Origin of the sequence: Pseudomonas sp. S44, from assembly GCF_016624805.1 — a bacterium.
Lineage (GTDB): Bacteria > Pseudomonadota > Gammaproteobacteria > Pseudomonadales > Pseudomonadaceae > Aquipseudomonas > Aquipseudomonas machongensis.
In genome coordinates, this window is record NZ_JACVTY010000043.1 from 18,888 (window position 1) to 42,469 (window position 23,582).

Genomic DNA, 23,582 nt, shown 5'->3' on the forward strand with positions numbered 1-23,582 from the left:
CAGATATCAGGCCAGCGCCGCGCGGGTGGCGGCGACGGCGTCAGGGGTATTGAGGTTGTAGGTGGTAACGCCATCGGCGCAACGCTTGTTCAGGCCAGCCAGGACCTTGCCCGGGCCGCACTCGACCAGATTGACCGCACCGCTGGCCGCCAGGGTCTGCACACACTCCACCCAACGTACCGGCTGGTACAACTGCGCCAACAGGTCGCGCTTGAGTGCGTCGAGATCGGCGGCGATGGCGGCGGTGACGTTCTGCACTACCGGAATCTGCGGCGCCTTCCACTCGATGGCGTTGACCGCTTCAGCGAAACGCTCGGCAGCCGGCTTCATCAGCGCACAATGCGACGGCACGCTGACCGCCAATGGCAGCGCACGCTTGGCGCCCTTGGCCTTGCACAGCTCGATCGCACGATCGACCGCCGCCTTGTTACCGGCGATGACGACCTGGCCCGGGGAGTTGAAGTTGACCGCACTGACCACTTCATCCTCGGCAGCCTCGGCGCAGATGGCTACCACATCAGCATCATCCAGGCCGAGAATCGCAGCCATGGCACCGTGACCTGCAGGCACGGCTTCCTGCATCAGCTGGCCACGGCGCTCGACCAGGCGAACGGCGTCCTTGAGCGACAGGCTACCGGCAGCGACCAGGGCACTGTACTCACCCAGGCTGTGACCAGAGACCAGGGCGGGTTGCGCACCACCCTCCTCCAGCCACAGACGCCAAAGGGCGATCGAGGCCGTCAGGATCGCCGGCTGGGTCTTGTCGGTTTGATTGAGTTGTTCTTCCGGACCTTCCTGGACCAGCTTCCACAGGTCGTAGCCCAGAGCCTCGGAAGCCTCCTTGAAGGTCTCGACGATTACCGGCTTTTCAGCGCCGAGCTCGGCGAGCATGCCCAGCGACTGGGAGCCTTGACCAGGAAAGACGAATGCGAGGGATGCAGACATTGAACAAGCCCTTATGATCTTGTCGTCGGATAGGGTGCGCCCCACCAATGGCGAGGCGCGGAATCTGAAAACTTGGATGGAAACGCAGACCAAGCGGTCACATTTAACCACTTCATCGCCAATATGCCTAAAGCAACAGGTCTTCGAGACGACCGTGCAGCCGCTGCGGCAGGTTTTCCTGGATCTCGATCAGCGCGCGCTGGATGGCGCTCTGCAGGCCCTGTACGCCTGCCGAACCATGACTTTTGATGACGATCCCCTGCAAACCGAGAAAACTTGCGCCATTGTGTCGCGCCGGTGCCAGGTCAGCCTGCAGGCGCCTGAGCAACGGCATCGCCACCACCCCGGCCGCACGAGAAAACAGCCCACCCTTGAACAGCGCCTCTATACGCGCACCGATCATGCTCGCCAGCCCTTCGCTGGACTTGAGCAGGATATTGCCGACGAAGCCGTCGCACACCACCACATCGGCCTCGCCGCGATACAGGCCATCGCCTTCGACAAAACCGATGTAGTTCAGCCCACGGGCATTGTGCAACAGACTGGCCGCCAGTTTGACCTGCTGGTTGCCCTTGATATCCTCGGTACCGACATTGAGCAACGCCACGCGCGGTCGCTGGATCCCCAGCGCCTGAGCCGCCACCGACCCCATCACGGCGAACTGGTAGAGGTTCTCGGCACTGCAATCGACATTGGCCCCCAGGTCGAGCAACTGACAATAGCCAGCCTGGGTCGGAATCGCCGCCACCATGGCGGGGCGATCGATGCCCGGCAGCGTCTTGAGGACAAAGCGCGACAGCGCCATCAGCGCCCCGGTGTTCCCGGCGCTCACACAGGCCTGCGCCTTGCCGTCACGCACCAGCTCGAGGGCGACGCGCATCGACGAATCAGGCTTGCCGCGCAACGCCTGCGAAGGCCGCTCGTCCATGCCCACCACCTCGCTCGCCGCGACAATTTGCAGGCGCGCACGATCGGCAGCTGCAAGGCCACTGACAAGTTCTTCAAGGAGAGAGGGTTGACCGACGAGGGTCAGGTGCAGCGAGGGGGTAGCCGAAAGGCAGGCAATGCTAGCCTGGACAATGCTGCGGGGACCGAAGTCCCCGCCCATTGCGTCGATCGCGATGATCTGAGCGGACAAGGATTACTCGTCAGCGCCCTTGTCGATCACTTTGCGACCACGGTATACGCCTTCTGGCGAAACGTGGTGGCGCAGGTGTACTTCACCGGTGCTCTTCTCTACGGACAGCGCGTTTTCCGACAGGGCGTCGTGCGAACGGCGCATGTCACGGGCAGAGCGGGATTTTTTGTTCTGCTGAACAGCCATAATTGATTAACTCCTAAACGTTTGGGTCACGCTTTAACTGCGCCAAGACACTGAACGGGTTGGACCGCGATACCTCGTCCTTGCTCGATTCGGGCTCGTCTGCGCCCGCCGGCTGCTGGCATTCTTCCGGATGGTGAGCAGGCACGATGGGGAGGGCGAGCAAAAGCTCCTCCTCGATCAGCGCCTGCAGATCCAAAGGATCTTCGCCCAGTTCCAGCACGTCATAGCCTTTCGGCAACGACTGGGTATTCGCACCCTCCTTCACCACGGCATAAGTACATTCGCTGTGGATCGGCAGGGTGACCAGCTCAAGACAACGCTGGCAAACCATTTTGACTTCGACATTCAGATCGCTGTGGATAACCACAACGTGCTGCTCGTCTCGCTCAAAATCGAACTTCGCCTGCACCGTACCGACATTATCGGAAAGCGGGTCGCAGAGTCTTTCCAAATCAGCGAGTTGCAGCGAACCTTGGAGGGTTACGCCACGATCGGCTAATTTGCGCGGGTCAACGTGAGGTGGAATCGGGTCATTCAACATAGGCGCAGCATTCTAGGGATGCCCCCCGCCCCTGTCAAAGGAAATTAGGCGGCATCACGCATGTTAGAATCGGTTCAATTGCGAAGGAGTCTACCATGCTTCCCCTGCTGCTTGCTTCAAGCTCCCCCTACCGGCGCGAATTGCTTCAGCGCCTGCGCCTGCCTTTCACCTGGGCAAGCCCCGATATAGACGAAGGGCGCATTGCCGAGGAGCCGGCTACCGACCTGGTTCGTCGCCTGGCCCGACAAAAAGCCGAAGCTCTGGCGAACAGCCATTCGCAACACCTGATCATCGGCTCGGACCAGGTCGCCGTGCTGGGCGAGCAGATCCTTGGCAAGCCACACACCTTCGAACGCGCGTGCGAGCAATTGCTGGCCGCCAGCGGCCAGCAAGTCACCTTCCTGACCGGCCTCGCCCTGCTCAACAGCAACACAGGGCAATGCCAGGTCGACTGCATACCGTTCACCGTAACCCTGCGCGAACTGGACCGCGAACGGGTCGAGCGCTACGTGCAGGCAGAGCGACCATTGGACTGCGCAGGGAGCTTCAAGGCGGAGGGATTGGGGGTGACACTGTTCCAGAGCACCCACGGCTGCGATGCGACAAGCCTGATCGGGCTTCCGCTGATTCGCCTGGTAGACATGCTGCACGCAGAAGGTGTGCAGCTACCCTGAAAGACGGGGCTGCCCGGCAGCCCCACTCATGAATCAACGCAGGGATGGCCCCTGGAAGCCCATGTACATGGCCAGACGCTCGGCGACGCTGGCACCGATACGCTTGGAGAAGCGATCGAACGGCGATTCCTGCACCGTGAAGTCCACCAACTCCTTCTCGCCGACGATGTCACGCGCCACATAGCTGGCACTGCCCAGGCCATCGATCAAGCCTAGCGCCTTGGCCTGCTCGCCCGACCAGATCAAACCACTGAACAGCTCGGGATGCTCCTTGTCCTTCAGACGCTCACCTCGCCCCTGCTTCACCATGGCGATGAACTGATTGTGCGTGGTATCCAGCACACCCTGCCAGAACGCTGTCTCTTCAGGCTTTTGCGGCGAGAACGGGTCGAGGAAGGCCTTGTGCTCACCAGAGGTATAGGCACGACGCTCGACACCAAGCTTCTCCATGGCGCCGACGAAGCCGTAGCCGGCGGCAGTTACACCAATGGATCCGACCAGGCTGGCCTTGTCAGCGTAGATCTCGTCCGCCGCACTGGCGATGTAGTAGGCGCCCGAAGCACCAAGATCAGTGATTACCGCATACAGCTTGATTGCCGGATATTCAGCACGCAGCCGACGAATCTCGTCATATACGTAACCCGCCTGCACTGGGCTGCCGCCCGGACTGTTGATGCGCATCACCACAGCCTTGGTCTTGGCGTCCTTGAACGCCTCACGCAGGCTCTTGATGATGTTGTCGGCGCTGGCAGCCTCCTGATCGGCAATCACCCCGCGCACTTCCACCAAGGCGGTATGATTGGCACTGCGCGAAGCCGTGCTCTCCATATCCATCAGCGGCGAGAACAGGAACAGGAGACCGAACAGGTAGAGAAAGGTCAGCAGCTTGAAGAAGATCCCCCAGCGCCGCGCACGACGCTGCTCCTGAACACCCGCCAGGAGCGTCTTCTCGAGCAGCTTCCAGCTCTTGCGCTCCTCCTTGTCCTGCGCTGCACCCTCGGACTCAGGGGCTTTCCACTCGTCAGCCATGCTCACCTACCTTGGAGTTGAAGCTGCGCGGGACCAGCCAGCCACTCACGCAACTGTGAAAAATGCTCGACGCACACCTGCGGCCCGAATTCGCTCAGCGCCTGCAGCGACATCGCGCCATACCCCACCGCAACCGAGTGCATGCCTGCATTACTGGCCATCTGCAGATCGAATGCCGAATCTCCGACCATCAGCGCCCTGCCAGGTTCGACCCGGCAATGGGCGAGAATTTCCTCAAGCATCAACGGATGGGGTTTACCGCGGGTTTCATCAGCGGCCCGAGTGATATCGAAATACCCTTCCCAGCCATTGGCTTTGAGCACCCGGTCGAGCCCACGACGCGCTTTGCCGGTGGCCACCGCCAGACGATAGCCCTCGCTACGGAAGGCTTCCAGCGATTCCACCACCCCTTCGAACAGCGGTGAGGGCTGCTGATCCAGCGCCGTGTAGATATCTGCATAGTGCTGGCGAAAAATCTCGAGCTGCCGGGCATCCAGATGCGGATAAAGCACCGAGATCGCCTCGCTCAGGGCCAGGCCGATAATGCCCTTGACCGCAGCGTCGGCACTGGGAGCCTCGCCGGCACGCTCGGCAGCGGCATTCATCGCTTCGACGATGCGCCCGATGGAGTCGGCAAGGGTGCCATCCCAATCGAAGATCAGCAGCTCGTAGGGTTTGCTCATGACAGGTCAGGTCGCACTCAGGCGCTCCAGGGTCTTGGCCCACATCTCGTCCACCGGCGCCTCGAGCTTCAATTCGCCACCGTCCGGCAGGGGCACGGTCAATGCATAAGCGTGGAGGAACAGGCGCCTGCCCCCCAGATCACGAATTTCGCGGGTGAAGTCTTCATCGCCGTACTTGCTGTCACCGGCGATCATGTGCCCGGCATGGAGCGTGTGCACACGGATCTGGTGGGTGCGACCGGTAATCGGACGCGCCTCGACCATCGTGGCGAACTCACCGAAGCGACGCAGCACGCGGAACAGCGTCAACGCCTCCTTGCCCTCTTCGTCTACCTCGACCATGCGTTCGCCAGAGCGCAGGTTGCTTTTCTGCAAGGGCGCATTGACCTGCTTCTTCGACGTTGGCCAGTGCCCACGCACCAACGCCATGTAGCGCTTGTCGACGCCATCACCGCGCAGCGCTGCGTGGAGGTGACGAAGCATGCTGCGCTTCTTGGCGATCATCAGCAAGCCCGACGTATCGCGGTCCAGCCGGTGCACCAATTCGAGCTCCTTGGCATCCGGACGCAACTGGCGCAGCGCCTCGATCACCCCGAAACTCAGGCCACTGCCACCGTGCACGGCAATACCGGCGGGCTTGTTCATCACGATCAGTGCCTTGTCTTCGTAGACGATCGCCGCCTCCAGCCGCTGTAACAACCCCTGCGCCACGGGAGCCGGCTCGTCGCGCTCGGGCAATCGGACAGGCGGCACACGCACGATGTCACCAGCCTGCAGCTTGTATTCGGGTTTGATGCGCCCCTTGTTCACCCGTACCTCACCCTTGCGCAGGATGCGATAGACCAGGGTCTTGGGCACGCCCTTGAGGGCCGTGATGAGGAAGTTGTCGATGCGTTGGCCGGCAAGTTCCGGCGCGACTTCGATCAGCTGAACGCCGGAAGTCGGGGGATTATTGGTCGTCATTGCTGGATCATAACAATTTTTTATGGAATTGAAGCACTTAATGATTACTGCTATAGTCGCGAACGCCGCCAAAAGCGGTAGGTCAGTACCGCACGGTTTCGAACCGGCCCTGACCAACGCAATTCTCGAGGACGCGAGGCCGTCCGACGGGGTTTTCGCCAGTTTACCGAAATGCCTGGAATCGCCACCAGCGCCGAGCAGAGAAGAACGAAAAAAAACGACAAGTGCGGTGTTTCACCTCCCTCCTGTTCTTTTTCGCATGCCCCTGCCCCGCCTCGTCGCTTCCGTGCAGCGCCTGGCGAATGCTTCGGAAATACCTGCCTTGGACATGAATGGCGCCAGCCCAGAATCTGCGCTGGCGAAAAATGCAACCCGTTGCGGATTCAGCGCGCGGCAGCACCCGAATTATCAGGGATACGTGCAGGGTGGAGATGTACAGCCCGGACCGTACAGCACGGCCGGCCACCGGCCCACTGTAATGGCCCGGCGAGCGGAACCGGTGTTTGCAGATGCCCCAGAGGCGTCCACGGCCCTCGGCTGATTCCTCCTCCTGACTGAGTGCGATAGGCACCGCAGCAAACAGGACGCGTCGTCGCGACAACGGCAGGCTGGGCAACCGGCTGGTGCCGAACGTCGTTGGACACGGGGGTGGCACGCCACCCTTTGCGCACCTTGGCACCGACCATGAGAAGTCGTGTGTGCCGAACGCCGTTTCCGGCAGCCCGGAAACCGACGGTACAACATGAAAAGAATGCTGATTAACGCGACTCAACCCGAAGAGTTGCGTGTAGCCCTGGTGGATGGCCAACGCCTCTACGACCTGGATATCGAGTCCGGCGCGCGTGAGCAGAAAAAGGCCAACATCTACAAAGGCAAGATCACCCGCATCGAACCCAGCCTCGAAGCCGCCTTCGTCGACTTCGGTTCCGAACGTCACGGCTTCCTGCCGCTGAAGGAAATCTCCCGCGAGTATTTCAAGAAGTCGCCTGAAGGTCGGGTGAACATCAAGGAAGTGCTGAGCGAAGGCCAGGAAGTCATCGTCCAGGTCGAGAAAGAAGAACGTGGCAACAAGGGCGCGGCCCTGACCACCTTCATCAGCCTCGCCGGCCGCTACCTGGTCCTGATGCCGAACAACCCACGCGCTGGCGGCATTTCCCGCCGCATCGAAGGCGAAGAGCGCAACGAGCTGCGCGAAGCCCTCAACGGCCTGACCGTTCCCGGCGACATGGGCCTGATCGTGCGCACGGCCGGCCTGGGCCGCAGCAGCGAAGAGATGCAGTGGGACCTCGACTACCTGCTGCAACTCTGGACCGCCATCAAGGAAGCCTCCCAGGATCGCGTCGCGCCCTTCCTGATCTACCAGGAAAGCAACGTCATCATCCGCGCCATTCGCGACTACCTGCGCCAGGACATCGGTGAAGTACTGATCGACAGCATCGATGCTCAGGAAGAAGCCCTGACCTTCATCCGCCAGGTGATGCCGCAGTACGCCAGCAAGGTCAAGCTGTACGAAGACAGCGTCCCGCTGTTCAACCGCTTCCAGATCGAAAGCCAGATCGAGACCGCCTTCCAGCGTGTGGTCGACCTGCCGTCCGGCGGTTCGATCGTCATCGATCCGACCGAAGCCCTGGTCTCCATCGACATCAACTCGGCGCGCGCCACCAAAGGCAGCGACATCGAGGAAACCGCCCTGCAGACCAACCTGGAAGCGGCTGAGGAAATCGCCCGCCAGCTGCGCCTGCGTGATATCGGCGGCCTGATCGTCATCGACTTCATCGACATGACCCCGGCCAAGAACCAGCGCGCCGTCGAGGAACGCGTTCGCGAATGCCTCGAAGCCGACCGCGCCCGCGTCCAGGTCGGCCGCATCTCGCGCTTCGGCCTGCTGGAGATGTCTCGCCAGCGCCTGCGTCCGTCGCTGGGCGAAAGCAGCGGCATCGTCTGCCCGCGCTGCTCGGGCACCGGCATCATCCGTGACGTCGAGTCCCTGTCGCTGGCGATCCTGCGCCTGATCGAGGAAGAAGCACTGAAAGACCGTACCGCCGAGGTACGCGCACAGGTGCCGATCCCGGTAGCCGCCTTCCTGCTCAACGAGAAGCGCAACTCGATCACCAAGATCGAACTGCGCACCCGTGCACGCATCATCATCCTGCCGAACGACCACCTGGAAACCCCGCACTTCGAAGTCCAGCGCCTGCGCGACGACAATCCGGACGTGCTGAACAACCAGTCGAGCTACGAAATCGCCACCAGCGAAGCCGAGGAAGCGCCGCAACCAACCGCTACCCGCACCCTGGTTCGCCAGGAAGCTGCAGTGAAGACCGCTCCGGCTCGCACCAACGCCCCTGAGCCTAGCCCGAGCGAAGAAAAACCTGCTGCAACCGCTCCAGCGCCTGTCGCCGCGCCAGAGCCAAGCCTGTTCAAGGGCCTGGTCAAGTCGCTGGTCAGCCTGTTCGCCGGCAAGGAAGAACCCGTCGTCGCTCCCGCCGCCACCCCCGAGAAGCCGACCACCGAGCGCAGCCAGCGCAACGAGGAACGCCGCAACGGCCGTCAGCAGAGCCGCAACCGCAATGGCCGTCGCGATGAAGACCGCAAACCGCGTGAAGAGCGCAGTGAGCGCACCCCACGCGAAGAGCGCCAGCCACGCGAGGAGCGCGCACCTCGTGAAGAACGTGCACCACGCGAAGAACGTGCACCTCGTCAACCACGCGAAGACCGCCGTGGTAATCGTGAAGAACGCGTCCGCGAATTGCGCGAGCCACTGGATACTGCCCCGGCGGCCCGCGAGGAGCGTGCTCCACGCGAAGAGCGCGCACCTCGCGAGGAACGCGTAGCCCGCGAAGAGCGCGCACCCCGTGAGGAACGCGCACCACGCGAAGAACGTGCCCCACGCGAAGAACGCGCACCTCGTGAAGAGCGTCCGGCCCGTGAGGAACGCGCACCACGCGAGGAGCGTGAAGAGCGCGCACCACGCGAAGAACGCCAACCACGCCAGCCGCGCGAAGAGCGCCAGCCACGTGCCGCCGAACAGGCTGCCGAGGCGAGCGAGGAGCAACTGCCTAACGAAGAACTGCTGCAGGATGAGCAGGAGGGTGCCGATGGCGAACGCCCTCGCCGCCGCTCCCGTGGCCAGCGTCGCCGCAGCAACCGTCGTGAGCGCCAGCGCAATGCCAATGGTGAACTGATCGACGGCGATGATGAAGCCGGCGAAGAGCAGCAGCCACAGCAGCACAAGGCCACTGAGCTGGGTGCCGAACTGGCCGCAGGCCTGGCAGTCACCGCTGCCGTTGCCAGCAGCAATATCAGTGCCGACGCCGAGGCCCAGGCCAACGAGCAGGCCGAGCGCGCCACCGCCACTGTCGTGGAGGCCGACGACCGTGAAGTGGTTCAGCCCGCCGAGCCGGCCGAGGTTGTCGCCAAAGCTGAGGAAGTCGCGATCGCGCCTGTCGTCGAGCAGCCGGTCAATGCGCCTGTGACCGTGGTCGAACCAGGCATCGAGCCTGTCGTCGAAGCGCCTGCACAACCACAGGCCGAAGTGGCCACCAGCGAGCCTGCGCCTGCAGTCGAAGCGCCAGCCACCGAAGCACCGGCCGTGGAAGCGAGCGAAGCGGAGAAAGCACCGGTTGCTGAAACTGCCGTAGAGCAAGCACCCGCTGTCGAAGCCGAAGTGATCGAGCCTGTCGTGGTCGAGCCTGTGGCTGTCGAGGCAGCACCGGTCGTCGCTGAAGCAACCCCTGCCGAAGAGCCTGCCCCTGCCGTAGCTGAAACTGCTCCGGCCCAAGAGCCGGCTGTCGAAGAAGCGGCCACCATCATGCTGCCGAACGGCCGTGCGCCGAACGACCCGCGTGAAGTGCGTCGCCGCAAGCGTGAGGCTGAAGCCGCTGCCGCTGCTGCTGCCGCAGCCCAGGCTGCCGCCGAAGCTGCCCCGGCACTGGAAACCACCGAGGATGAGCACAAGCCTCACCACGGTTGATTCCAGCAGTTGAATGAAAAACCCCCGCCAGTGCGAACTGGCGGGGGTTTTTCTTTATCGCTCAAAACCCAGGAAAGCCGGGCCAGCCTGGTGGTGGCGATCAGTACAGATTTGGCTCCATCTCCAACTCGACGCCAAACCGTTCAAGGATATCCGCCTGGATTCGCTGCGCCAGAGCGTGCAACTGTGCGCCACTCGCGTGGCCGTAATTGACCAGCACCAGCGACTGCAAGCGATGCACACCAGCATCACCCTCACGGTAGCCCTTCCAGCCCGCCTGCTCGATCAGCCAGCCTGCCGCCAGCTTGACCTGCCCCTCAGACTGGGGATAGGCGACCAGACTCGGATAACGTGCGCGAATACTCTCAGCCAACTGCACCGAGACCACCGGGTTCTTGAAGAAGCTGCCAGCATTGCCCAGCTCGGCCGGATCCGGAAGCTTTTCGCGACGGATGCTGCAGATGGCATCGCTGATGGCCTGTGCAGTCACCTCCTGCACGCCCTGCTCTTGCAAGCGCTGTCGAACCGGCCCGTAGTCCAGGTGCGCACGCAATGTACGGCTCAGCACAAAACGCACACGCAGGATCAACCAACGGCCCGGGTTGCGCTTGAACACACTGTCGCGATAGGCGAACGCACACTCGTTCAACGTGAAGTCACGCAACTGGCCGGTCTCACGGTCCAGAGCGGTCAAGCCTGCGAACACATCCTTGATCTCGACCCCGTACGCCCCGACGTTCTGCATCGGTGCCGCCCCGACCGTGCCGGGGATCAGGCTGAGGTTCTCCAGCCCGCACAGGCCCTGCGCCAGGCTCCATTGCACGAACGGATGCCACGGCTCGCCTGCCTCGGCCTCGATCACGACACGCTCGCCATCGTCACTGAGGATGCGTCGGCCACGACTGGCCATGTGCAGTACCAAGGCATCGACGTCGCGGGTCAGCAGCAGGTTGCTGCCGCCGCCGACCACCAGCACCGGCAACTGCCGTTGCGCAGCCACTGCCAGAGCCTGGCGGATTTCATCGTCGTCATGGGCCAAAGCGAGGTAGCGCGCCTTGACGTCGATACCGAAGGTGTTGAACGGCTTGAGCGATACACGCTCCTGCCACTGCGCTGTCATAACCGCCCCTTGATTTCCACGACCAGCTCGCGACAGGCCGCTTCGATCAGGTCCAGCACCTGCTCGAAACCTTCGGCACCGCCATAGTAAGGGTCCGGCACCTCATCCAGCATCGCGCCATACCTGCGCAGGAACAGGTCGAGCTCGCCGCGAGCATCCTGCGGGCGTAGCGCCTGCAGGTTACCCAGATTGCTCTTGTCCATGGCCAGGATCAGGTCGTACTCACCGAAGTGAGCGGCCTTGACCTGCTGTGCGCGCTGGCGCGACAAGTCATAACCCCGTACCAGTGCAGCCTTGCAGGTACGGCTGTCGGGCGCCTTGCCCACGTGCCAGTCTCCGGTGCCTGCTGAGGCCACCTGCACGCGCTCTGCAAGCCCTGCAGCCTGCAATTGGTGGCGCAGAACACCCTCGGCGGTGGGTGAACGGCAGATATTGCCCAGGCAGACGAACAATACGCGCATCAGGCCTCCAGCAAGCGCCGTACGCGCTCCAGGTCTTCAGGGGTATCGACACCCACTGCCGGCGCTTCGATGGCATCCTCGACATGGATACGCACGCCATGCCAAAGCGCCCGCAACTGCTCCAGCGCCTCGGTCTGCTCGAGCCAGCACGGGCCCCAACCGACGAAATCCTGCAGGAAGCCGACACGGTAGGCATACATGCCGATATGGCGACGATACGGCACCCCTTCCGGCAACACGTCGCGGCCTTTGGCGAAGGCATCGCGCGCCCATGGCAGCGGCGCACGGCTGAAGGTCAGGGCAAGGCCGTTCTTGTCGCTGACCACCTTGACCGCGTTGGGGTTGAACACGCTTTGCGGCTCGTGGATCGGCTCGGCCAGGGTTGCGATACCCGCCTCGGGGTGAGCCGCCAGATTGGCGGCCACCTGATCAATGATCACCGGCGGTATCAACGGCTCGTCGCCCTGCACGTTGACCACGATGGCGTCTGGCGGCAAGCCCAGATGCGCGACCACCTCGGCCAAACGGTCGGTACCCGACTCATGGTCGGCACGCGTCATCAGCACTTCGGCGCCAAAGGCCTGGCATGCTTCGAGAATACTGGCATCGTCGGTAGCAATGACTACACGTGAGGCACCGCTCTTGAGGGCCTGTTCCCAGACATGCTGGATCATTGGCTTGCCGGCGATCGGTAGCAACGGCTTGCCCGGCAGGCGCGTGGAGCGCAGCCTGGCAGGAATCACCACAGTGAAATTCAGGCTCATTTGTCCAGGCGCTCGTCGTCGCTCAGGGTGCGCGCCTCGCTCTCCAGCATGACCGGGATGCCGTCGCGGATCGGATAGGCCAGGCCGGCGCCCTTGCTGATCAGCTCGGTCTTGTCGGCGCTGAGCTTGAGTGGGCTTTTGGTGATCGGGCAGGCCAGGATATCGAGCAGTTTGGTGTCCATGGAGGTGTCCTTGAGGCCGAAGGCCGGAAAGTGGAAGTGATTCAAGGCAGCAGACGAGCGAGCTGCGCATCGAACCAGGCGACGAAGGATGGTGACGGTTCGGCATCAACGGCCAGGTACCACCAGTCGTCACCTGCAAAGTCACGGCATTTCACCGCGTCCTTTTCAGTCATGACCAATGGCAGTGGTGGCTCGAATGCCAGGCTCTGGGCATCGAACTGCGCATGGTCGGCGAAAGGGTGCGGCACGGGCTGCCAGTTTAGCCCTTGCAGGGTGTTGAAGAAACGTTGCGGGTTGCCAATGCCAGCCACGGCATGCAGGGCCTGACCGGCAGGAAAATGTTCGAGCGGACGACGCTCACCGGTCCGTAGATTGACCAACGCACTCGGGCGCAGACCGAACGCAAATCCACGCGGCGGATCGACGGTCGCACCGTTGTGCAGCACTGCACCGACGTCATCCAGGCGCTCGGCCGGCTCACGCAACGGGCCGGCCGGCAGGCATCGGCCGTTGCCGAGACCACGGGCCGCGTCGATCAGCACCAGCTCCAGGTCGCGCGCCAGCCGGTAATGCTGCATGCCGTCATCACAGAGAATCAGGTCCAACGGCTCGCTGGCCAACAGCGCTTGCACGGCACGGGATCGGTCAGGGTCGATCATCAGCGGCACGTCGGTGCGCTGCACGATCAGCAACGGTTCGTCACCGGCCTGCACAGCGCTCTGACTGGCACGGACCCGCCAGGGGAAATGGGGCGGCTTGGCGCCATATCCACGACTGACCACGCCGACCTTCAGCCCCAGGCTTCGGCAATGCTCGATCAGCCAGAGGATCATTGGCGTCTTGCCGGTCCCCCCGACGGTGATATTACCCACCACGATGACCGGCACCGGAGCCCGATAGCTGGCGCTTTCACCACTGAGGAAGCGCGCACGCTTGCGCGTCACCACCCGCCGGTAAAGGGCCTCGAGCGGGCGCAAGAGCCCCAGGGCGGGATGGCCTTGGTACCAGGCGGCGAGCAGGCGATCGGTGAAAGCCATCAGGGCGTCCCCGGAGCCGCCTCGACGGTGGTCATGCGCAGGTGGCTGAAGCCGAGCTTGCCGGCAGCATCCATCGCAGTGATCACCGCCTGGTGCGGGGTCTTGCCATCGGCACTGATCGCCAGAGGCAATGTGTTGTCGCCCCCCGATTCGCGCTCAATGGCCTCGGTCAGGGTGGCCAGGTCGCTCTTGGGCAGCAGGTGGTTGTTCACCGAATACACGCCATCGGCGCTGATCGTCACCTCCACTAGCTTGCCATTCTGCTCCGCGGCCGGTGCGCCGCTGGCGGCCTCGGGCAACTCGACACGCAGTTGGGTCTCGCGGGTGAACGTGGTGGTGACCACGAAGAACAGCAAGAGCACGAACACCACATCGATCAACGATGCAAGGTTGATGTCGACGTTCTCGCGTTGTCGATTGCGCCGGAACTTCACGCCTTGCCTCCGGCCACCTCGACCTCGCGGTCGCCCTGCAGCACCTCGACCAGCTTGATCGCCTCCTGCTCCATGCCAACCACCAGCTCATCGATGCGGCGCAGCAGGAAACGGTGGAAGAATACGGCGGGGATACCAACCATCAGGCCCGCTGCGGTGGTCACCAGCGCCTTGGAAATACCCCCGGCGAGCACCGCGGCGTTGGCAGTCATCTGCGAGCCCATGAACGCACTGAAGATGTCGATCATGCCAAGTACGGTGCCAAGCAGACCGAGCAACGGCGCCATTGCAGCGATGGTGCCCAGGGTGCTGATGTAGCGCTCGAGCTCGTGGATGACCCGGGAGGCGGCTTCCTCGATGCATTCCTTCATGATCTCGCGGCCATGGCGAGAGTTTGCCAGGCCCGCGGCGAGGATCTCGCCCAAGGGGGAGTCGGCGCGCAAGGCCTTGAGCTTGTCACCGGTCAGTTGCTTGTCCTTGATCCACATCCATACCTGGCCCAGCAGATGCGGCGGGGTGACACGACTGGCACGCAGGGTCCACAGGCGCTCGACGACAATTGCCATGGCTGCGACGGAGCTCAGAATGATCGGCAGCATCATCCAGCCGCCGGACTTGACCAATTCCCACACAGTAAGCATCCCCCTGAAAAAGGCCGCCACTCTACCATAGGCAGACATGGGGCTCATCTGCCGAAGGTCAGGGCGCTGGCGGGTGACCAGCATATTTCAGGCGTGCACGGCCTAGGAAGGCGGCTCACGCCAGAAGCGCCGCTGCGCACGCAATCCCTCGACCTCTCCGTGCCTGCCCAGTCGCAGGTGCAGCGCCCCTTGCAGGGCCGTGTCATGCACTGCCAGCCCATGCCGCCGATAGCGTTCGATCACCTGCGGGTGCGGGTGACCGAAACCATTGTGTCGCCCACGGGAAATCATCACGCCACGCGGCGCGATGGCGCGGATGAAAGGCTCGGTGGAGGAACTGCGGCTGCCATGATGCGGGGACTGCAGCCAGTCGATACGCGCCGCATCGGCGGACTCCAGCCAGGCACGCTCGGCACCGGCCTCCATGTCGCCAGCCAGCAGCAAGCGCTCACCCTGGGCCTCGACCAGCAGCACACAGGAGCGGTCGTTGCTGTTCTTGCCACTGGGCCAGTGCCACAGCGAGAACATCACGCCATCCCACTCCCAGCGCTCACCACTGCTGCACACCTGTGCGCCCAAGACTGCGGGCAACTCCCGAGCCTCGCCAGCCAGCACCCGCGCCACCGGCAGGCCGCGCTGCACGGCGAGAGCGCCGCCGGCGTGGTCGGCATGTGCATGGCTGATCAGCATCAGATCGAGCTGTTTGACACCCAGCCTGCGCAAGGTCGGCAGCACCACGGTCTGCCCAAGGTCACTGGCGCCCATCGCCGGCCCGGCATCGTAGAGCAGGCTGTGATGCCGCGTGCGCAACAGCACCGCCAAGCCTTGGCCAACGTCCAGTTGCCAGACTTCCACCTCTGCGTGCGGCACCTGCTCGCGAGGCGCCCACAGCGCCAGCAGCATCACCGCCCCCAGTCCTCGCAGCGGCACGCCGCGTGGCAGCAAGAACAACAACGCGCCCGCACACACCAGCGTCCACGCCCACAGCGAAAGCGGCGGGGGCGTCCAGGGTGGATGCCATTCGGCCAGCAGGCCGAGCGCGCGAAACATCAGGTCGATCAACCCACCTGCCAGCCACAGCAACGATTCTCCCAGCCCTGCCAACGGCAGTGTCGCCGTTCCGAGCAGGGCCAATGGCAACACCGCCAGGCTGATCCAGGGTACTGCCAGGAGATTGACCAAGGGCGCGCTGAGGCTGACAGGCAGACCCAGCGCCAGCATCGCGGGCAGCAAACCGATGGCGATCACCCATTGAGCACGACTCCAGGCCTGCCAGGGCCGCCAGCCACCCAGACGCGCGCTGAAGCAGTAGATCAGCACCGCCACCGCCGCGAAAGACAGCCAGAAGCCCGGCATCAGGCTGGCCAGGGGCTCGAACAGCAATACACCGACCAAAGCCAGCAACAAGGGGAAGAACGCCCCCAGATGACGAAAGCGCAGACGCCAGACCAAGACAGTGGCCAGCATCAGGCATGCACGCTGCACCGGCACCTGAAAGCCAGCCAGGGCGCCATAGGCCAAGGCTGCTGCCATCGCCAGGCCGCACGCCCAGGGCAACCACGGTAGCCTCCCTGGCCAGGCACCCAGACGGGCCAGTCCGGCAACCAGCCCGTAGATCAGCCCCGCCAGCAAGCCAATGTGCTGCCCCGAAATCACCATCAGGTGCACGGTGCCGGTAGCCTGCAAGGCCTGCCAGTCCTCCCGCGCCAGCCCAGAACCGTCACCGAGCACCAACGCCGCCAGCACCACCTCCCGCCCCTGCGCGTCCACCGCCAGCAAGCGCTGGCGCAGCCTGTCGCGCCAGCCCCCGCTCGCCGGGGCCAGCATCTCCCCGGCCTTGACCGTTCCTGTGGCACCAATGCGCCGTGCCAGCAGCATTGCCTCACGGTCGGGACCATGGGGATTGAGCAGCCCCTGAGGGCGTCTGAGGTTGACCGCGAGCCGCCAGCGCTCGCCAGTCCGGACCATGGGGCCGTCGAACCAGCTCAGTTGCATCCGGCGGGGTAACTTCGCACGCCGGGACTGTGCCTCGTCCAGCTCGAAACGCACGCTGCGCCCGGACTGCGTCGCCAGCCCCGTCACCCTGCCCTCCAGCCACAGTGTGCGCCCATCGAGCTCGGCGATCAGGCGATCATCAAGGGCCTGCTGCGCCGACCAGCAGGCCCAGCTCAGCCCCAGCAGGAACCACCCTATCGGCCAGACGCGAGTGAACAGGCACATCAGTGCCGACAAGAACAGAAGGAACAGCCATCCGACCGACGGCAAGGCAGGCAAGAGACCCAGGCTCAACAACCCGAGCGCCAGCGCAGACATCCCTGTGCGCATGAAGTAAAGCTCCGCAAGCGTAATCGCCCCGTCAGGCTAGGCCTGTTTGGCCGCCGAGCTCACTCAACAATTGTCACAAACTCTGAACGAGGCTGACGTGGAATCAAGGCATACTCGCCCTATTCGAGCACCGGGAGCCTACATGCCGCGCCGCCTCTTCAAACGCTACATGCCGGATCCGACCAGCATTCGGGAACACAAGTCCTTACGCTTTTTCGGCCGATTGCTGCACGACCCCAACCTCTGGCACCTGAATCGCCATTCGGTCGCTCGGGCCATGGGCGTAGGGTTGTTCGCAGCGCTCATCCCCATCCCCATGCAGATGCTGCTGGCCGCCAGTCTGGCGATACCGGTACGCGGCAACCTGCCCATCGCGGTCAGCCTGGTCTGGCTGACCAACCCGCTGACCATGCCACCGGTGTTCTTCGTCACCTACATGACCGGCGCGTGGCTGATGCAGATTCCTCCGCGAACGCTCCCGGAAGAACTGACCTTCGAATGGATCACCGACCAACTGTCCACCGTCTGGCAGCCTTTCCTGCTCGGCTCGGTGGTGTGCGGCGTGATACTGGGCGTTGCCGCCTACTTCACCACCTTGCTCTACTGGCGCTGGTGGGTCGGCCGGCAGTGGCGCCGGCGCAAGTGCAGGGTGTCATGCACGCATGCCGCGACCACTGACCAGCAAGCGGACGCACAGGGTATAGAGCACCGCGGTAGCCACCAGCATGAAGGTGATCGCCGTACCAATGCTGATATCCGACACCCCTAGAATGCCGTAGCGGAACGAGTTGACCATGTGCAGCACCGGGTTCGCCAGCGACACGGTCTGCCAGAACGGCGGCAGCAGGTTGATGGAGTAGAACACGCCACCCAGGTAGGTCAGCGGTGTCAGAACAAAGGTCGGAATGATCGAGATATCGTCGAAGTTACGTGCGAAAACGGCATTGACGAACCCCAGCAGCGAGAAGATCGTCGCCGTCAGCAGCACCACAACGATGGTCACACCCAAGTGATGCACCTGCAGGTGGGTGAAGAACATCGACAGGATGGTCACGATCACGCCTACCGCCAGGCCGCGTAACACACCACCGAGGGCGTAGCCGACGAGAATGGTGTGCGGCGAGACCGGCGAGACCATCAACTCTTCGATCGAACGCTGGAACTTGCTGCCGAAGAAGCTCGACACCACGTTGCCGTAGGAGTTGGTGATCACCGACATCATGATCAGCCCCGGCACGATGTACTCCATGTAGGTGAAGCCACCCATGTCGCCGATCTGACGGCCGATCAGGTTACCGAAGATGACGAAGTACAGCACCATGGTGATCGCCGGCGGCAGCAGGGTCTGCGGCCAGATACGCAGAAAGCGTCGAACCTCGCGATAGACGATCGTATTCAGGGCGACCCAGTTGGTGCGCAGTTCCACACTCATACCGCCACCTTCGACAGATTCTTTTCCACCAGGGCCACGAACAACTCCTCGAGTCGGTTGGTCTTGTTACGCAGGCTCTGCACCTCGATGTTCTGCAACGCCAATTGGCCGAACAACGCAGTGATGCCGATATCCTTTTCCACCTGCACTTCCAGCGTGTGCGGTGTGATCAGCCGGCACGGGTAACCTTGCAGCTTCGGCGCCGCGGGCAGGTCCTGCTTGAGGTCGAGGACGAAGGTCTCGACGTGCAGCTTGCCCAGCAACTGGCGCATGCTGGTGTTCTCGACGATGGTGCCGTGGTCGATGATGCCGATGTTGCGGCACAGCTGCTCGGCTTCCTCGAGATAGTGGGTGGTGAGGATGATGGTGATGCCTTTCTGGTTCAGCTCGGTGAGGAAACTCCACATCGAGCGACGCAGTTCGATGTCCACGCCAGCCGTCGGCTCGTCGAGGATCAGCAAGCGCGGCTCATGGATCAGCGCACGGGCGATCATCAGACGACGCTTCATGCCGCCGGACAGCGACCGCGACTGCACGTCTCGCTTGTCCCACAGCCCCAGTTGGGTGAGGTACTGCTCGGCACGCTCCTTGGCCAGCTTCGGCGGGATGCCGTAGTAGCCGGCCTGGGTGACGACGATGTCGAAGGTCTTCTCGAACTGGTTGAAGTTGAACTCCTGGGGCACCACGCCGATGCTGCGCTTGAGCGCGGCTGGCTGGCGGTCCAGGTCATGGCCGAAGACATTCACCGTGCCGCTGGTCTTGTTCACCAGGGTCGAAAGAATGCCGATGGTGGTGGATTTACCGGCGCCATTGGGGCCCAGCAAGGCGAAGAAGTCACCTTCGGCGACCTCCAGGTCAATGCCCTTGAGGGCCTGAAAGCCGTTGCCGTAGGTCTTGGTCAGCTGTCTTATGGACAGGGCAGAACTCATAGCGGGTCACGTACCGAAGAAAAAGGTTCAGGACACGCCAGGTCAAGTCACTGGCGCAGTGAGTAGTGCGGCCATGGTGCAAGGCCTGACCGCACAAGTACAGTCATGTATATCGATAGTGACTATCGAAACGGGCGGGGTATCCGCTCAGGTCAGCGCCGTCATTACTGCGGCCTGATAGGCCGGACGCGCCTTCAGGCGCTCGTACCAGGCCTGCAGGTTGGGGAGATCGGGACGCTCGATGGGCATCTCGAACCAGGCGTAGGCAAAGCAGCCCAGCGGAATGTCGCCCATGCCGATCTGCTCACCGGAAAGGTAGGGTTTGGTTGCCAGCGTCTTGTCGACGATCGCCAGCAACTCTGCGCACTTTTCCCGCGCAGCGTTGATCGCCGTCCAGTCACGCTCATTCTCTGGGGTACGCAGCATGCCCCAGAACAGCGGGCGGAACGGCGCGGCGAAGGACGATGTGGTCCAGTCCATCCACTTGTCCGCCAGGGCACGCTGGCGCGGATCGTCCAGGTACCAGCCCTGCTCGGCACCATATTCAGCGCTCAGGTAGCGCACGATGGTGTTGGACTCCCAGAGGACGAAGTCGCCATCCTCGAGCATCGGCACCAGGCCATTGGGGTTGCGCTCACGGTACTCAGGCTCGTTGACCACACCGAACGCCCCACCGGCGTCGATCGACTCGAACTCCAGCCCCAACTCGTGGGCGATCCACAACGCCTTGCGCACATTGCTCGAGTTCTTGCGACCCCAGATCTTCAGCATGACAACGTCCTTAGTGAGTGCAGAGGGTGGACAGTCTACTCCACAGTGACGCCACCTGTACCAGGGGACAATGCTCTGAAACTCCTGTGGCCACACCCTGTCACTGTTCTTAGCGAGCCATCCGGCGCATCGCGTCTAAGCTATCCGGGATGGCTCGAGCCCAAGCTTCCAAGGAGGAAGAACTATGCTGCTGTTGTGGTTGGTGGTGCTGGTGATCGGCGCCGCATATCTCACCCATCGACGTCTGGCACCGCTGCAGATCCTCGGGGTGATCGCCGCCTATGTGCTGTTGATGGGCATCTTCGCCGACGCACCTGGCTGGCTGCTGACCGTGATCTGGCTGGTGCTGGCCGCCAAGGCCGCCCTGCTGATATTGCCGCAGTGGCGGCGCCAGGTGTTCACCGGCCCCGTGTTCAAATGGTTCCAGCGCACCCTGCCACCCATGTCGCAGACCGAGCGCGAAGCGATCGACGCGGGCACTGTATGGTGGGACGGCCAGCTGTTCAGCGGCCAGCCCGACTGGAATACCCTGCTCGACTACCCTGCCCCCACGCTCACCGCAGAAGAACAGGCGTTCATCGATGGCCCCACCGAGGAACTCTGCGCCCTGGTCAGCGACTGGCAGATCGGCCAGGACCTCGACCTGCCACCCGCAGCCTGGGAACACATCAAGCAGCACGGCTTCTTCGCCCTGATCATCCCCAAGGAATACGGCGGCAAGGGCTTCTCCGCCTACGCTCACTCCCAGGTGGCGATGAAACTCGCCACTCGCAGCGGCGACCTGGCTTCGACCGTGATGGTGCCCAACTCGCTCGGCCCGGCCGAACTGCTGCTGCACTATGGCACCGATGAACAGCGTAACCACTACCTGCCGCGCCTGGCCCGTGGCGACGAAATCCCCTGCTTCGCCCTCACAGGCCCACTGGCCGGCTCCGACGCTGGCGCCATGCCTGACACCGGCATCGTCTGCAAGGGGGAATGGAACGGCGAGGAAGTCATCGGCCTTCGCCTGAACTGGGAGAAGCGCTACATCACCCTCGGCCCGGTGGCTACCCTGCTGGGCCTGGCCTTCAAGGCCTACGACCCCGATCACCTGCTGGGCGAACAGGAATCCCTGGGCATCAGCCTGGCACTCATCCCCACCGACACCCCGGGCGTGGAGATCGGCAAGCGCCACCTGCCGCTGGGTGCAGCCTTCATGAATGGCCCGAACAGCGGCAAGGACGTGTTCGTGCCCCTGGACTTCCTCATCGGCGGCAAGGACATGCTCGGCAAGGGCTGGATGATGCTGATGAACTGCCTGTCGGTCGGCCGCTCCATCTCGCTGCCTGCGGTTGGTACAGGCGCTGCCAAGTACACCAGCTTGGTCACCGGCCAGTACGCCCGCGTCCGCGAGCAGTTCAACGTGCCGCTGTCCGCCTTCGAGGGCATCCAGGAATCGCTGGCACGGATCGGTGGCAACGCCTGGCTGATGGACAGCGCCCGCCTGCTCACTGCCAAGGCAGTGGACCTGGGCGAGAAGCCCTCGGTGCTTTCGGCAATCCTCAAGTACCACCTGACCGAACGCGGCCGTGAATGCATCCAGCACGCCATGGACGTACACGGTGGCAAGGGCATCATCATGGGCCCGAACAACTACCTGGGTCGCAATTGGCAGGGCGCGCCGATCTTCATCACCGTCGAGGGCGCCAACATCCTCTCGCGCAACCTGATGATCTTCGGACAGGGCGCGATCCGCTGCCACCCCTTCGTCCTCAAGGAAATGGCCCTCGCCGGGCGCGAGGATCGCGAGCAGGCGCTCAACGAGTTCGACGATCTGCTGATGAAGCACATCATGTTCGCCGCCAGCAATGCGGCCAGCACTTTCGTGCTCGGCATCGGACTGGGGCACTTCGAGAAGGTGCCGGGCGACGCCCTCAGCCAGGGCTACTTCCGTGCGCTGAACCGTCAGGCGGCCGCATTCGCCTTGCTTGCCGACCTGTCGATGATGCTGCTCGGCGGCGCGCTGAAGCGGCGCGAACGCCTGAGCGCGCGCCTGGGGGATGTCCTCAGCTACCTGTACCTGTCATCTGCAGCGCTCAAGCGCTATCACGACCTCGGCTCACCCGAGCACATGCAACCTCTGCTGCGCTGGGCGCTGGAAGAAAGTCTGGGGCAGGCCGAAAAAGCCCTCGACCGGCTGCTCGACAATTTCCCCAATCGCTTCATCGGCTGTGCGTTGCGGGTTCTGGTCTTCCCGTTCGGTCGCCGCCACACCGGGCCAAGCGATGAACTGGATAAAGAAGTTGCTGAACTGATCGGCCGACGCAAGGGTGATCCGGCACTGGAGGAACTGCTGGCGGGCTGCTTCCGCCCTGACGGCGAAGGTGATCCGGTAGCCGCCCTGCAGACGGCTTGCGACCTGCTGGACGAGGTGGCGCCACTGCACAAGGCGCTGCACCAGGGGCTCAAGGAGGGCAAGGTGCATCCCGCGCCGGGCCAGTCGGACATCGAAGCCGCCGTGCAGGCCGGCGTGCTGCAGGCTGATGAAGGCGAGAGACTCCAGGCAGCCGAAGCCGCGCGCCGGACAGTGATCGATGTAGATGCTTTCGACAAGGCGCAACTGCTGCCCGTGGAGGGCAAGGTGCGCTGAGCACCTTCAGTCAGACAGACCCCCGGCCCCTGACGGGCCGGTGGTCAAGGCAGTACGAGCGGCTGCGCCTGCCCCTGCGGGGCAAAACCTGCGTATACTCCGGCCCCCGTTTCAACACCAGAGGATCGCCCCCATGGCCAACCCCCACCTGGAGTACCACCTGCAACTGCTCCAACACCTGCGCACCATCCTGGTGGCCCTGGGCGACGCCGAGCAAGTGCCGGAAGAAAGCCACGCCCTGTTCCTCGAACGCTTCGACGAACTGCTGACCCTGCTGCCGCAGAACCCACTGGAAAGCCAGTACCTGGGCCAGGACCTGATCTGCCAGGTGATCACGCGCTACCCGCAGATCGCTCATCTGGTTCCGCGTGACCTGCTGTGGTTCTTCGGCGGCGACTGCCTGCACTACATGCCCGATGAAGAACTCGAGCTGTACCAGACGCTGGAAGAGCGTCGCTACGAGGCCGAGCAGAATGAAGAGCCCTTCGACTGGAACCTGGAGAAGCAGTTGCTGAGCGCACCCGACCAGGGCGAGCGCCACTGAGCAAGAATGGCCACGGGCATTAAAAAATGTCCGTGGCCCCATGGCTGCGTTGTTTTTGAAGGCAAAAAAAACGCCACTTCGATGAAGTGGCGTTTTCAAATGGAGCGGGAAACGAGACTCGAACTCGCGACCCCGACCTTGGCAAGGTCGTGCTCTACCAACTGAGCTATTCCCGCAA

The 23,582-nt window shown here is 63.2% G+C and carries 23 protein-coding genes and 1 tRNA gene; 5 read left to right on the forward strand and 19 right to left on the reverse strand.

Annotated elements, in window-relative coordinates; translation table 11 throughout:
- Positions 1-6: 6 nt before the first annotated feature.
- From fabD to IAE40_RS23545, 4 genes are all read right to left on the reverse strand, one after another.
- On the reverse strand, positions 7-945 hold the full coding sequence (fabD, locus tag IAE40_RS23530) for an ACP S-malonyltransferase (protein ID WP_112897752.1): 939 nt from the start codon (positions 943-945) through the stop codon (positions 7-9).
- Between the two features lie 127 nt (positions 946-1,072).
- The gene (gene plsX, locus IAE40_RS23535; protein ID WP_081255216.1) at positions 1,073-2,083 is read right to left on the reverse strand and encodes a phosphate acyltransferase PlsX; all 1,011 of its coding nucleotides are present in this window, start codon (positions 2,081-2,083) and stop codon (positions 1,073-1,075) included.
- Positions 2,084-2,086: 3 nt separating this feature from the next.
- On the reverse strand, positions 2,087-2,269 hold the full coding sequence (rpmF, locus tag IAE40_RS23540) for a 50S ribosomal protein L32 (protein WP_008096416.1): 183 nt from the start codon (positions 2,267-2,269) through the stop codon (positions 2,087-2,089).
- 13 nt (positions 2,270-2,282) lie between these two features.
- Positions 2,283-2,810 (reverse strand): YceD family protein, encoded by a 528-nt coding sequence (locus IAE40_RS23545; protein ID WP_081255215.1) that lies wholly within the window; start codon positions 2,808-2,810, stop codon positions 2,283-2,285.
- A gap of 95 nt (positions 2,811-2,905) precedes the next feature.
- Between IAE40_RS23545 and IAE40_RS23550 the strand changes: the two genes are divergently transcribed.
- Positions 2,906-3,484 (forward strand): Maf family protein, encoded by a 579-nt coding sequence (locus IAE40_RS23550; RefSeq protein ID WP_200603952.1) that lies wholly within the window; start codon positions 2,906-2,908, stop codon positions 3,482-3,484.
- A gap of 33 nt (positions 3,485-3,517) precedes the next feature.
- Here the strand turns inward: IAE40_RS23550 and IAE40_RS23555 are convergent, their stop codons facing one another.
- From IAE40_RS23555 to rluC, 3 genes are read right to left on the reverse strand one after another with little or no spacing between them, the layout of a single operon-like run.
- Positions 3,518-4,513: a S49 family peptidase gene (locus tag IAE40_RS23555; protein WP_054893067.1), complete on the reverse strand. Its 996-nt coding sequence runs from the start codon at positions 4,511-4,513 to the stop codon at positions 3,518-3,520.
- A gap of 2 nt (positions 4,514-4,515) precedes the next feature.
- A complete protein-coding gene (locus IAE40_RS23560) occupies positions 4,516-5,196 on the reverse strand; it encodes an HAD family hydrolase (RefSeq protein WP_054893066.1) in 681 nt (226 codons plus the stop codon).
- A gap of 6 nt (positions 5,197-5,202) precedes the next feature.
- On the reverse strand, positions 5,203-6,159 hold the full coding sequence (gene rluC / locus IAE40_RS23565; protein ID WP_200603953.1) for a 23S rRNA pseudouridine(955/2504/2580) synthase RluC: 957 nt from the start codon (positions 6,157-6,159) through the stop codon (positions 5,203-5,205).
- 742 nt (positions 6,160-6,901) lie between these two features.
- On the opposite strand from rluC, the gene rne reads away from it, so the two are divergent.
- Entirely contained in the window at positions 6,902-10,132 is a 3,231-nt protein-coding gene (rne, locus tag IAE40_RS23570; RefSeq protein ID WP_200603954.1) for a ribonuclease E, read from the forward strand.
- A 100-nt stretch (positions 10,133-10,232) separates the two neighbouring features.
- Here the strand turns inward: rne and murB are convergent, their stop codons facing one another.
- From murB to IAE40_RS23610, 8 genes are all read right to left on the reverse strand, one after another.
- On the reverse strand, positions 10,233-11,252 hold the full coding sequence (gene murB, locus IAE40_RS23575) for a UDP-N-acetylmuramate dehydrogenase (RefSeq protein WP_200603955.1): 1,020 nt from the start codon (positions 11,250-11,252) through the stop codon (positions 10,233-10,235).
- On the reverse strand, positions 11,249-11,713 hold the full coding sequence (locus IAE40_RS23580) for a low molecular weight protein-tyrosine-phosphatase (protein WP_065861203.1): 465 nt from the start codon (positions 11,711-11,713) through the stop codon (positions 11,249-11,251). The genes murB and IAE40_RS23580 overlap by 4 nt, the downstream gene beginning before the upstream one ends.
- Positions 11,713-12,477 (reverse strand): 3-deoxy-manno-octulosonate cytidylyltransferase, encoded by a 765-nt coding sequence (gene kdsB, locus IAE40_RS23585; protein ID WP_197889853.1) that lies wholly within the window; start codon positions 12,475-12,477, stop codon positions 11,713-11,715. The genes IAE40_RS23580 and kdsB overlap by 1 nt, the downstream gene beginning before the upstream one ends.
- Positions 12,474-12,659, reverse strand: a complete 186-nt coding sequence (locus IAE40_RS23590) for a Trm112 family protein (protein ID WP_054893060.1) — start codon at positions 12,657-12,659, stop codon at positions 12,474-12,476. The genes kdsB and IAE40_RS23590 overlap by 4 nt, the downstream gene beginning before the upstream one ends.
- Before the next feature lie 41 nt (positions 12,660-12,700).
- On the reverse strand, positions 12,701-13,696 hold the full coding sequence (gene lpxK, locus IAE40_RS23595) for a tetraacyldisaccharide 4'-kinase (RefSeq protein WP_197889854.1): 996 nt from the start codon (positions 13,694-13,696) through the stop codon (positions 12,701-12,703).
- Positions 13,696-14,130, reverse strand: coding sequence for an ExbD/TolR family protein (locus IAE40_RS23600; protein WP_200603956.1), 435 nt, complete (start codon positions 14,128-14,130; stop codon positions 13,696-13,698). Before IAE40_RS23600 ends, lpxK begins: the two co-directional genes overlap by 1 nt.
- A complete protein-coding gene (locus IAE40_RS23605; RefSeq protein WP_200603957.1) occupies positions 14,127-14,762 on the reverse strand; it encodes a MotA/TolQ/ExbB proton channel family protein in 636 nt (211 codons plus the stop codon). The genes IAE40_RS23600 and IAE40_RS23605 overlap by 4 nt, the downstream gene beginning before the upstream one ends.
- Before the next feature lie 111 nt (positions 14,763-14,873).
- The gene (locus IAE40_RS23610; RefSeq protein WP_200603958.1) at positions 14,874-17,096 is read right to left on the reverse strand and encodes a DNA internalization-related competence protein ComEC/Rec2; all 2,223 of its coding nucleotides are present in this window, start codon (positions 17,094-17,096) and stop codon (positions 14,874-14,876) included.
- A gap of 142 nt (positions 17,097-17,238) precedes the next feature.
- Here IAE40_RS23610 and IAE40_RS23615 point away from each other — a divergent pair, with 142 nt between their 5' ends.
- Positions 17,239-17,865 carry a DUF2062 domain-containing protein gene (locus IAE40_RS23615; protein ID WP_151924181.1) on the forward strand — a complete coding sequence of 209 codons (627 nt, stop codon included), beginning with the start codon at positions 17,239-17,241 and terminating at the stop codon, positions 17,863-17,865.
- Here IAE40_RS23615 and IAE40_RS23620 read toward each other — a convergent pair.
- From IAE40_RS23620 to IAE40_RS23630, 3 genes are all read right to left on the reverse strand, one after another.
- Positions 17,749-18,528: an ABC transporter permease gene (locus IAE40_RS23620; RefSeq protein WP_054893055.1), complete on the reverse strand. Its 780-nt coding sequence runs from the start codon at positions 18,526-18,528 to the stop codon at positions 17,749-17,751. The two genes, IAE40_RS23615 and IAE40_RS23620, sit on opposite strands and share 117 nt — an antisense overlap.
- On the reverse strand, positions 18,525-19,457 hold the full coding sequence (locus IAE40_RS23625; protein WP_063543816.1) for an ABC transporter ATP-binding protein: 933 nt from the start codon (positions 19,455-19,457) through the stop codon (positions 18,525-18,527). Before IAE40_RS23625 ends, IAE40_RS23620 begins: the two co-directional genes overlap by 4 nt.
- A 147-nt stretch (positions 19,458-19,604) precedes the next feature.
- Positions 19,605-20,228: a glutathione S-transferase family protein gene (locus tag IAE40_RS23630; protein ID WP_200603959.1), complete on the reverse strand. Its 624-nt coding sequence runs from the start codon at positions 20,226-20,228 to the stop codon at positions 19,605-19,607.
- A 184-nt stretch (positions 20,229-20,412) separates the two neighbouring features.
- Here IAE40_RS23630 and IAE40_RS23635 point away from each other — a divergent pair, with 184 nt between their 5' ends.
- Positions 20,413-22,860, forward strand: coding sequence for an acyl-CoA dehydrogenase (locus IAE40_RS23635; protein WP_197889858.1), 2,448 nt, complete (start codon positions 20,413-20,415; stop codon positions 22,858-22,860).
- Between the two features lie 133 nt (positions 22,861-22,993).
- Entirely contained in the window at positions 22,994-23,404 is a 411-nt protein-coding gene (locus tag IAE40_RS23640) for a PA2817 family protein (protein WP_054893051.1), read from the forward strand.
- A gap of 100 nt (positions 23,405-23,504) precedes the next feature.
- Here IAE40_RS23640 and IAE40_RS23645 read toward each other — a convergent pair.
- A tRNA-Gly gene (locus IAE40_RS23645) sits at positions 23,505-23,580 on the reverse strand.
- Between the last annotated feature and the right edge of the window lie 2 nt (positions 23,581-23,582).